This window comes from Klebsiella sp. JB_Kp042 (assembly GCF_040065275.1).
In the GTDB taxonomy this organism is placed as follows: domain Bacteria; phylum Pseudomonadota; class Gammaproteobacteria; order Enterobacterales; family Enterobacteriaceae; genus Klebsiella; species Klebsiella quasipneumoniae.
Genome location: NZ_JBEAJL010000047.1, coordinates 1 through 9,768, shown reverse-complemented (window position 1 = coordinate 9,768; position 9,768 = coordinate 1). Strand labels below are relative to the sequence as shown.

The 9,768-nt window shown below is 58.4% G+C and carries 10 protein-coding genes; 9 read left to right on the top strand and 1 reads right to left on the bottom strand.

Annotation, left to right across the window (positions count from 1 at the left end; all coding sequences use genetic code 11):
* Positions 1-65 precede the first annotated feature (65 nt).
* Together ABLV54_RS12655 and ABLV54_RS12650 are read left to right on the top strand one after the other, a co-directional pair.
* On the top strand, positions 66-305 hold the full coding sequence (locus ABLV54_RS12655) for a hypothetical protein (RefSeq protein ID WP_032454252.1): 240 nt from the start codon (positions 66-68) through the stop codon (positions 303-305).
* A 176-nt stretch (positions 306-481) separates the two neighbouring features.
* Entirely contained in the window at positions 482-1,879 is a 1,398-nt protein-coding gene (locus ABLV54_RS12650; RefSeq protein WP_174599494.1) for an ISNCY family transposase, read from the top strand.
* A 383-nt stretch (positions 1,880-2,262) separates the two neighbouring features.
* On the opposite strand, the gene ABLV54_RS12645 is transcribed toward ABLV54_RS12650, so the two are convergent.
* Entirely contained in the window at positions 2,263-3,360 is a 1,098-nt protein-coding gene (locus ABLV54_RS12645; RefSeq protein ID WP_003031960.1) for a LacI family DNA-binding transcriptional regulator, read from the bottom strand.
* 230 nt (positions 3,361-3,590) lie between these two features.
* Here ABLV54_RS12645 and ABLV54_RS12640 point away from each other — a divergent pair, with 230 nt between their 5' ends.
* The 7 genes from ABLV54_RS12640 (at position 3,591) to ABLV54_RS12610 (ending at position 9,448) form a co-directional block, all read left to right on the top strand.
* Positions 3,591-4,628, top strand: coding sequence for an SIS domain-containing protein (locus ABLV54_RS12640; protein ID WP_003031958.1), 1,038 nt, complete (start codon positions 3,591-3,593; stop codon positions 4,626-4,628).
* Positions 4,629-4,633: 5 nt separating this feature from the next.
* Complete coding sequence (locus ABLV54_RS12635) at positions 4,634-5,464, top strand: PfkB family carbohydrate kinase (RefSeq protein ID WP_086523283.1); 831 nt, start codon at positions 4,634-4,636, stop codon at positions 5,462-5,464.
* A gap of 65 nt (positions 5,465-5,529) precedes the next feature.
* Complete coding sequence (locus tag ABLV54_RS12630; RefSeq protein WP_086523282.1) at positions 5,530-6,285, top strand: ABC transporter substrate-binding protein; 756 nt, start codon at positions 5,530-5,532, stop codon at positions 6,283-6,285.
* A gap of 43 nt (positions 6,286-6,328) precedes the next feature.
* Positions 6,329-6,991 carry an amino acid ABC transporter permease gene (locus ABLV54_RS12625; protein ID WP_003031955.1) on the top strand — a complete coding sequence of 221 codons (663 nt, stop codon included), beginning with the start codon at positions 6,329-6,331 and terminating at the stop codon, positions 6,989-6,991.
* Positions 6,991-7,731 (top strand): amino acid ABC transporter ATP-binding protein, encoded by a 741-nt coding sequence (locus tag ABLV54_RS12620; RefSeq protein WP_003031954.1) that lies wholly within the window; start codon positions 6,991-6,993, stop codon positions 7,729-7,731. Before ABLV54_RS12625 ends, ABLV54_RS12620 begins: the two co-directional genes overlap by 1 nt.
* A complete protein-coding gene (locus tag ABLV54_RS12615) occupies positions 7,731-8,561 on the top strand; it encodes a TIM barrel protein (RefSeq protein WP_003031953.1) in 831 nt (276 codons plus the stop codon). Before ABLV54_RS12620 ends, ABLV54_RS12615 begins: the two co-directional genes overlap by 1 nt.
* A 20-nt stretch (positions 8,562-8,581) precedes the next feature.
* A complete protein-coding gene (locus ABLV54_RS12610; protein ID WP_086523281.1) occupies positions 8,582-9,448 on the top strand; it encodes a DMT family transporter in 867 nt (288 codons plus the stop codon).
* The last annotated feature ends 320 nt before the right edge of the window (positions 9,449-9,768 follow it).

Sequence of the window (9,768 nt, the reverse complement as noted above, 5' to 3'; positions counted from 1 at the left end):
GGAGCACCTCAAAAACACCATCATACACTAAATCAGTAAGTTGGCAGCATCACCCGGGAAGAGGCATTAACACAGTACGTATCGGTGATGAAGTGAAGCACATCGCCGAGCTCGATGCACTAACACTCATGCATGAATGGTCAAAGCTTAAAAAAGAAAATGCAGACCTGTATGACTATAACCGTCAGGTTAACCGGGGGTGGCGCGGTTTTATTCTTCGCCTGATGGGTATCCATTTGCCTGAAAAAAAACGTGTTTGTCTTTATGGCATTAATGCCAGAAAAGAATCCATCTATCCCGACTGAAGCCGTGCTGGCAGTGATAGTGAGCAGGCCATTGCAGAAGAATAGCTGTAATTTGACGATAAGTTGCTGATATTTAACATAAAACGCATTAAGCGCACCAGGTTTGTAGTAGCTAAATTGAGATGTCCGCGTTACAGTCTCACCACCGCGATCGCTGCTTTCAAAGGATGAGACTCATGACGGCATACGGAACGGAGTTTTTCTCAATGAACGATGTAAACCGACTAAGGATCCTTCAGGACGTTATCGACCGACGTCTTACCACACGTCTTGCAGCAACCCGGCTTGAGATATCTGACAGACACTGCCGCCGGTTGCTGGAGCGCTATCGTGAACATGGGCCGCTTTCACTAGTGAACCGTCGTCGTGGCCAGCCTGGCAACCGGCAACTGATGCCGGGCCTCGCTGAACGCGCACTGCGTATTATCCGCGAACGCTACGCTGATTTTGGTCCAACTTTAGCTTGTGAGAAGCTCGCCGAGGTTCATGGGCTGTATCTGGCCAAAGAGACGGTACGCAAGCTGATGACACAGGCCGGTTTATGGATCCCCCGCAAGCTGCGGCCGCCGCGTGTACATCAGCCACGCCCGCGTCGGGCCTGTACCGGAGAACTCATCCAGATTGATGGCTGTGAGCATCGCTGGTTCGAGGATCGTGGTCCGGCGTGCACACTGCTCGTTTACGTTGATGATGCGACGAGCCGGCTGATGCAGCTTCTGTTCGTCAGTTCTGAATCCACTTTCACCTATTTTGAAGCCACCCGCGGTTATCTGGAACGTTACGGTAAGCCTCTGGCGTTCTACAGCGACAAGGCCAGCGTCTTCAGGATCAACAACAAGCAGGCCACCGGCGGAGATGGCCAGACTCAGTTCGGCCGTGCCATGAACGAGCTGAACATCACCGGTATCTGTGCCAATACCAGTTCAGCTAAGGGCCGTGTTGAGCGGGCCCACCTGACGTTGCAGGACCGCCTCGTCAAGGAGCTGCGGCTCCGCGGTATCAGCACACCTGAGGCCGCAAACGCCTTTGCCGGAGAGTTTATGGCCGACTATAACCGCCGGTTTACGAAGCCGCCACGTCACGAATTCGACGTTCACCGTCCGCTTGAGAACAATGAAAATCTGGAGGCAACATTCACCTGGCGTGAACAGCGTAAGGTCTCAAAAAACCTGACATTACAGTACGATAAGAAGTTATATCTGCTTGAAGATAATGAAGAAAACCGTCGATTTCATGGGAAATACATTGATGTCTGGCAGTATCCGGACGGTACCATTGAGCTCCGGGCTAACGGTACTTCCCTGCCCTTCATAACCTACGACCGGCTCGGAGAGCTGGACCAGGGCGCCATCATCGACAACAAGCGTCTGGGACGAGCTCTGGAGATGATAAAGCTGGTTCAGGACAAACGGGACAACACCCGCTCACAGGCCCTGCCATCACTGGACGGCCAGACCTCCCGCCGAAAGAAACAACCCGGCAAGAAATCACAACGAAGTCTGAACCAGGACGACATGCTGGAAGCCCTGCAGCAACTCCAGACAAGGAGCCAGGAAATCTTTGGCAAAAGCTGAAACATAACCCACATGCGGACATTTTAATTTAGCCACAAAGCGGACCTTTAAAAACAGCCCAGACAAGGTTTGTCAGCACAAAGCGTTATTGTCGTCTCAGCATAATTCACACGCGTCGTGATTCTGATAGCGCCTTCAGCCATTCCTTTCGCCGTATTAAAAGCCTCACACTCAGCGAATACAGAAAAACTATGCGTTTAAAAAAGAATGAATTATCTCCTTAGCGTGGTTTTTACACGATTGCCCCTTAAACTCCGATAACGGCTCCTGCGCAGTTATACATCCTTCAACATCGACCTCTTCGCGACCCGGCACACGCGCTGGAAGGTGAACACATCGGCCAGGTAGTGAACACGCACCGGAGCTAAGCGTGTCGGAGAACGTTATCCTTTCACGTTCTCCGCGATCGTCGCCACCGACTCGCGCAGCTTCATCTCCACCTGATACGTTTGCCACGAGACAGGTAAATCTGTCTCACGTATGCGCCTGAAAAGCAGCTCGGCTGCATGTACGCCCATATGGTGAATCGGCTGCGCAACGGTGGAAATGCGCGGGGTGGTGAGCGTCAGCCAGTCGAGTTCGTCGAAGGCGAAGAAAGAGAGCTTTTGCGGCACAGCGATGCCGCGCTCACGCACCGCGCGCCAGGCGCCCTGGGTCATGACGTTATCCACCGCGAAAACTGCCGTGGGCGCGGCGGCGTCCAGCACAGCCAGTGTCTCTTCAAACGCGTGCTGGGCGCAATATTTGCCAGTGCGGCGGATTAAGGTTTTCTCCACCGCCACGCCCGCTTCATGGTGCGCTAGCAGGTAGCCGAGCAGGCGCGCGCCGCTTGAGTTAAGCCGGTCGGCGTTGATCGTCGAAAACTTCTCCGGCTCCAGCGCCAGTTGCGTATCGTAGTCCGAGCTTAACTCAGTGATGATGGCGATGCGACGATGGCCGCAGCTTAGCAGGTAGCGCGTAGCTTCGCGGCTGGCATGTACGTTGTCGATAAGCACCGCGTCGGCGGCCAGCGTCGGCAGCTTACGGTCGAGCAGCACCACTGGAATACCTTGGGCGATAGCCTGGTCTAGGTGGTGGCAATTGTTTATATCCGCAGGCGAGACGATAAGCCCGTCCACCTGTTTCTCCAGCAGAATGCGCACCGCCTCCTGCTCGCGCGGCACGTCTTCGTCGCTGCTGGTGATAAGCACGCCGAACTCGTGGCGACGGGCGATATCGCTGATGCCGCGCAACGCCTCGGCGAAAAAAGGGTTGCTGATGTCCGCGCCCACCACGCCGATGGTCTGGCTTTTGCCGGTGATCATCGCCCGCGCTACCTGGTTTGCCACATAGCCCAGCTCTTCAGCAGCGCGTATGATTTTTTCACGCAGCTCCTCGCTGACATAGCCGTAACCTCCCAGCGCCCGGCCAGCCGCCGCGGTGGAAACCCCCGCCTTGCGCGCCACGTCTTTCACGGTGATTCGGTTATTTTTTTTGTTCATAAGACGTTTTGTCTGCTCCGCTTTTCAGTTCCCGGAGGTTATCGATTTCCGGCGAAATCATAAGAAAAAGATCATTGACAATTTTTTAACACCGGCGAATTATTCACCTTGTGATAACGTTCTCTCATTTTAGGATAATCCACCAGCTGCTGTAAATCACGGGTTTATTTTGCAGATGAACTGATAACGTTATCACATCCATTACAACCGAGACGGACAGGTAAACCAACATGACGCAAAACACCACAGTTTCACTGCCGCTGCGCCCGCTGGAAGCGGACTTCATCCCGACACTTGAGAAAGTGCTGGGACAGAAAAACGCCATCGCTGGCATCGCAGAGGCCGCCGCCTCCCGCCCGCTGAAAGATATCTATTTCGTCGGCTGCGGCGGCTCGTTCTCTTCTTCCGTGCATGCCCACGCCCTGCTCTGCCGCCACAGCAAAAAGCTACAGGCGTGGAACCTGAACGCGGCGGAGTTTATGGCGCAGCCCCCTGCCCGTCTGGGAGCGTCGTCGCTGGTGATCCTCTCATCGCACTCCGGCGCCACGCCGGAAACGGCGCAGGCGGCGCTCTTTGCGAAATCTTACGACGCGTATGTGGTCTCGCTAAGCCAGGAGCTGAACACGCCGCTCGCCAATACCGCCGACACCGCGCTGGTTTACTACAGCCCGCGTACCGTGACGCCGGGCAAACAGCTTCTGCTGCTGCAACTGGTGATTGAACTGCTGGAGCACGTGGATAACCTAGACGTCAGCGCCTGGCGCGACGCCCTGCCCGCCCTGCCTGCGGCGCTGCAACAGTACCTCGATAAACAAGAAGCCGTCGGCGACGCCATTGCGAAATCCATCGCTCAGGGCGGCGATATTTACGTGACCGCCGCTGGCGCTAACTACGGCGCGGCCTACACGCTTTCCTACTGTTATCTGATGGAGATGCAGTGGCGCAACGCCACCCCGGTGCTGGCGGGTGATTTCTGCCACGGCCCATTTGAGATGATTTTGCCGGGCGCACACCTGGTGGTGTTCCACGCCGATGACGACAGCCGCGCCATGACGCAGCGAGCCATCGACTTTGCCCGCCGCTATACCGAAAACGTCCATGTGTTTGACGCCGCTGGCTTTAGCCTGCCGGGCGCAGCGCCAGAAGTGAAAGCACGCTTTGCCGCCATCGCGCTGGGCCTGATGGGCACGCGTCTTGCAGATCACCTGGAGCATCACACCGGCCACTCTCTCGATGACCGCCGTTACATGTACAAAGTGGAATATTGATAACTATGCGAATTTGTGGAGTGGGTGACAACGTGATTGACCGCTACCTGCACTGCGACCTGATGTTCGCGGGCGGCAACGCGCTTAACTTTGCGGTTTTTGGCCGCCAGGCCGGGGCGCAGGCCGCCTACCTCGGCATCACCGGCAACGATATTCCGGCGGGCGTGATTCGCCACGCGCTTTGCGCTGAAGGAGTAGACATCAGTCGCGTGCGGATCAACGAAAGCTTTAACGCGCTTTCGCAAATCGATATCGATGCCGACGGCAACCGCTTTTTCGTCGGTTCCGTGCCGCCACCTTACCAGCTGCGGCTGAGCGAGGCGGACCTGGCGTGGCTTGCGGACTTCGACCTGCTGCACACCAGCGATTACAGCGGGCTGGAAGCACAGCTTCCCCAGCTTGCCGCCTGCGCGCCGCTCTCGTTCGACTTCGGTTCGCGCGACGACGCCTGGGCCGAGCCGCTGCTGCGCTGGGTGCAGGTCGCCACCTTTTCGCGCAGTGGCAGCGCGCCGCAGGCGATTGAAACGCTGATCGCCAACGCGCACGCGGCGGGTGTCGCCACCGTGCTGGTCACGCAGGGCGCGGACGGCGCGATTATCAGCCACCGGGGCGAACGCCACCGCCAGCCCGCGTTGCCGACGCAGATTGTCGACAGCCTCGGCGCGGGGGATGCATTTATCGCCACGCTGCTGGTGAAGCTTGGTCAGGGGGCAACGCTTGCCGACGCAGCGAATGATGCGGCCCTTGCCTCGGCGAGGGTTTGCGAACGCCTCGGTGCATTCGGCAGCGGAGTGCCGCTAACGCCGCTACCGCAGGAGGCAAAACAACAACCGTAGTCGCAATGCCATAACGCACCGCCGCAGGCGGGCTGCAATCCAACCTTTTTTACGTGGAGCAAGACATGAAGATGAAAACCTTAGCCTGTTCAGTAGCGCTGCTGGCCGCAATCTCGCTTGCCTTACCCGCCGGAGCCGCCGAAAAGCTGGTGGTCGGTACCGAAGCCAACGGCATTCCCATCTCCTTTCTGAACCCGAAAACCCATGAGCTGGACGGCTTTATGCTGGATATCGCCCGCCAGGCCGCAAAGCACGCGGGTTATGAGGTGGAATTTAAAGCGATGGATTTCTCAGCGCTTATTCCGGCGCTGCGCACCGGCAAGATAGACCTTATCGCCACCGGCATGTATATCACCGAGCCGCGCAAGAAAGTGATCGATTTCACCACGCCTGTGTATAGCTACGGCGAAGGGATGATCGTGCGTAAAGAGGACACTAAAGACTACACCTCCTTTAAAGAGTTGCCTGGCGCGGTAGCGGGCGCGCAGATGGGCACGATTTTTATCGAGCCCCTTAAGCAGGCCAACATCTTCAAGGATGTGAAAGCTTACGACACCCTCACCGGCATCATGAAAGACGTGAACGCCGGGCGCATCAAAGCGGGCTTTGGCGATACCCCTTCCATGGCCTATTACCTCTCGCTTGGCGAATATCCCAACGTGCGGCTGGTGAAGAGCTACAAGCCGGTACTGCCAGGCTCGCTCGGGCTTGGCGTGCGTAAGGACGAAGAGCAGCAGTTGGCGAAGCTTAACGAAGCTATCGCCACCATGCAGAGCAACGGCGAGATTACGGCGCTGCTGGAAAAGTGGAAGCTTAATTAAAACAAGGGGGCGTAGCCCCTGATACCCCGTGACAGGAACTGCGATGAACGACTTTTTTACCTTCAGCGCCACCGCCCTCCCCATCCTGGTGGAGGGGGTGAAATACACGGTACTGGTTACCTTTTGTTCGCTTATCCTCTCGACCCTGCTCGGGCTGACGTGGGCGCTGATGCGTCTATCGGCCCACCGTCCGCTGCGCCTGGTGAGCGGTGCGGTGGTTAACGTGCTGCGCGGCATCCCGATGCTGGTTCAGCTTTTCTATATCTACTTTGTACTGCCCGATATCGGTATCGAAATGTCGGCGCTGACTGCCGCCATTATCGGCCTCGGCATCGCCTATTCAGTTTACCAGGCGGAGGATTTTCGCGCCGGCATTCAGGCTATCGACAAGGGGCAGATCGAGGCGGCGCAGACGCTTGGCATGTCTAAGCGCCTGATGATGCGCCGCGTTATCCTGCCGCAGGCCATCAAGATTATCTGGCCCTCATACGGCAACACCATGGTGATGATGCTCAAGGACAGTTCGCTCGCCTCCACCATCACCGTGGCGGAACTTTCCCTGCAAGGGAAGCTGCTCGCCTCGGCGACATTTCAGAACACCACCGTTTTCACGCTGGTCGCCCTGCTCTATCTGGTAATGTGCTGGCCGCTGATGTGGCTGTGCCGCCGGGTGGAACATGCCATGAACAAGCGTCGGAGCCACTGATGATTGAATATCGCAATGTCCATAAAAGTTACGGCGCGGTACACGTGCTGAACGGCATCAACCTGACCATCAACCGCCAGGAGGTGGTTTGCATCATCGGCCCTTCAGGCTCCGGCAAGTCGACCCTGTTGCGCTGCATCAACGGGCTTGAGAACTACCAGAGCGGCGAGATTATTTTCGACGGCGTGCAGGTGGACGGCAGCGAGCGCGCGCTAAGTCAGGTGCGCGGCGAGGTGGCGATGGTCTTCCAGCGCTTTAACCTCTTCCCGCACCGCACGGTGCTGGAGAACGTCACCGAAGGGCCGATTTACGTCAAAGGCGAGCGCCCCGGCCCCGCGCGGGAATATGGCATGGAGCTGCTTAAACAGGTGGGGATGGACCACAAGGCGCATTCATACCCGCAGGATCTTTCCGGCGGCCAGCAGCAACGCGTGGCGATAGCCCGTGCGCTCGCGATGCGCCCGCGAGCCATTTTGTTCGACGAACCCACCTCGGCGCTTGATCCGGAGCTGGTGGGCGACGTGCTGAAAGTGATGCGCGAGCTGGCGAATCAGGGCAGGACGATGGTGGTGGTGACCCACGAAATCGCCTTCGCCCGCGAAGTGGCCGACCGCGTGGTGTTTATCGACGGCGGTGTGGTGACCGAAGAAGGCCCGGCGCGCCAGGTGCTTACCAACCCTTCCCACCCGCGCACCCGCGAGTTTTTACAACGTGTACTCAACCCCATCAGCGAGGAATAATGATGCTTAACGCCAGCCATATCTGCGCCACCAACTTTACCTATTCGCACTATCGGCTGAACCACTGCCTGGACGATGTCGCCGCGCTCGGCGTGCAGTGGTTTGAACTATGGGGCGTTGCGCCGCACCTGCATATCGACACCGTGCAGGAAGCGGACCTGCAGGCGCTCAGGCGGGAGCTGGCGGAGCGCGAGCTTAAGCTCGCCTGTTTCACGCCGGAGCAGTGTGTCTACCCGGTTAATATCGCCGCCGAAAACCCGCTGCAGCGGGAGTACAGCATTAACTATTTTCGCCGCAGCCTGGAGATATGCGAAAGCCTTGAGTCGCCTCTACTGTTTATGACGCCAGGCTGGGGTTATGAAGAGGATAAGCCCGCGGAGGCGCGCAGCCGCGCGGTGGACGCCCTGGCGCAACTGGCGCACCTCGCGGAAAGCCGTGGCGTGACGCTGGTGCTGGAAGTGTTGCAGCCGCGCGAAAGCAACCTCGCCAGCACCGTGCATGAGCTGGCGTCTCTGGTTAACGAAGTCAGTTCGCCTGCGCTCGACGCGGCGCTGGATATCGTCGGCATGGCGGTGGGCGGCGACAGCGTGACCGATTACCTCAACGCCTTTGGGCCAAAACTGCGCCACTGCCATTTTATCGACGGAACCCCTGCGGGCCATCTGGCGCTCGGCGACGGCAACCTGCCGCTGAAAAGCTACCTCAGCGAACTTCGTGAAGGCGGCTATAACGGTCTGTTGTCGCTTGAGATAGCTGGTGGGCGCTACTGGCAGGAGCCGCTAGAGCCGATGCGCCAGAGCATTACGTTCCTGCGCGACGCGCTCGCATGATAGCGCGAAGCGGCGCGGCCATGCTGCCTGCACGCAAAAGCGAGAGCCTGCTGTTGCTGGTAACTCTCTGTGCCGGGGCAGGCTGGATCTTCTCTAAAGAGGCACTTGGCGCGCTGCCTCCGGTCTTTTTTATCGCCGTGCGCTTTCTGGCGGGCGGTCTGCTGCTGGGCCTGGCGGTGCCCGCAGCCGACCGACGCGAATGGCGGCGCAGCCTGTGGCCAGCCTTCGCCATCGGCAGCCTGATTTGCGGCTCGATGATGTGCTGGATTGTGGCGCTGCATCTTACCACCGCGCTGGGCGTTGGCGCGTTTCTCACCTGCCTCGGGCCGCTGTTGGTGCCGTTCGCAGGATGGCTGCTGTTCCGCCAGGCGCTGTCGAAGCGCATCGGGCTCGCCATGCTGCTCGCCCTACCCGGCATTGCGCTGCTGGTGGGTAACAGCTTTCTCCAGTGGCGGTTCGAGGCGGGCCAGTTCTGGTTTTTTGGTGCGGCGGCGATTTTCGCCTTTTACTTCAGCCTGAATAATCGCTTCGCCACCGACCATCCGGTGGTGCTATTCGCCGCCATGCAGATGATCGCGGTGGGCCTGCTGGCGTTGCCGGTGAGCCTGTGGCTGGAGCCGTGGCCTGGCGAGCTCAACGCGGCTGGTTGGACATGGCTTGCGCTCAGCATTCTCATTCCCACCTGCTTGCGCTTCTTTTTGCAAAACTATGCGCAGCGGCTAGCCTATACGCTCAACGGAGGGCTCATCATGCTGATGGAGCCAGTGTGGGCGGCCATTTTCTCGGCGCTATGGTATGGCGAAGTGATGACGCTGTCGCAGGTGGGCGGCGCGCTGCTTATCCTGCTGGCGCTGACGGTCGCCAGAGAGCGTCACGTCAGCGCCTGACCCTCGCCTGCGGGCGAGGGTGTTGGCGGCATTTCCGGTCATATAGACGGTACGACTCAGCGTTACCGGAAAGGTATTCTGACGGCTCCGGGTACCGTCCGCGAACGCCGTTTCACTGGTGTCCCCCACCCGTCCCGGGACTCGTTCATACCAATATGGAACTGCGCCGCGGCAGACCTCTCCCAGTCGGCACGGGGGTCGGAATACATCTCTCCCAGACTGTTATATGCCCTGGATGAAATCGTAAATAACTGCCCGGTATTGTGGAAGGTGCGAACAAGTTCCTGATATGAGATCATCATATTCATCCGGAGCGCATC

Coding starts and splice junctions, on each gene's coding strand:
- ABLV54_RS12630 (WP_086523282.1), top strand. CDS start 5,530: ATGAAGATGAAAACCTTAGCCTGTTCAGTAGCGCTGCTGGCCGCAATC.
- ABLV54_RS12625 (WP_003031955.1), top strand. CDS start 6,329: ATGAACGACTTTTTTACCTTCAGCGCCACCGCCCTCCCCATCCTGGTG.
- ABLV54_RS12620 (WP_003031954.1), top strand. CDS start 6,991: ATGATTGAATATCGCAATGTCCATAAAAGTTACGGCGCGGTACACGTG.
- ABLV54_RS12635 (WP_086523283.1), top strand. CDS start 4,634: ATGCGAATTTGTGGAGTGGGTGACAACGTGATTGACCGCTACCTGCAC.
- ABLV54_RS12615 (WP_003031953.1), top strand. CDS start 7,731: ATGATGCTTAACGCCAGCCATATCTGCGCCACCAACTTTACCTATTCG.
- ABLV54_RS12610 (WP_086523281.1), top strand. CDS start 8,582: ATGCTGCCTGCACGCAAAAGCGAGAGCCTGCTGTTGCTGGTAACTCTC.
- ABLV54_RS12650 (WP_174599494.1), top strand. CDS start 482: ATGACGGCATACGGAACGGAGTTTTTCTCAATGAACGATGTAAACCGA.
- ABLV54_RS12640 (WP_003031958.1), top strand. CDS start 3,591: ATGACGCAAAACACCACAGTTTCACTGCCGCTGCGCCCGCTGGAAGCG.
- ABLV54_RS12645 (WP_003031960.1), bottom strand. CDS start 3,360: ATGAACAAAAAAAATAACCGAATCACCGTGAAAGACGTGGCGCGCAAG.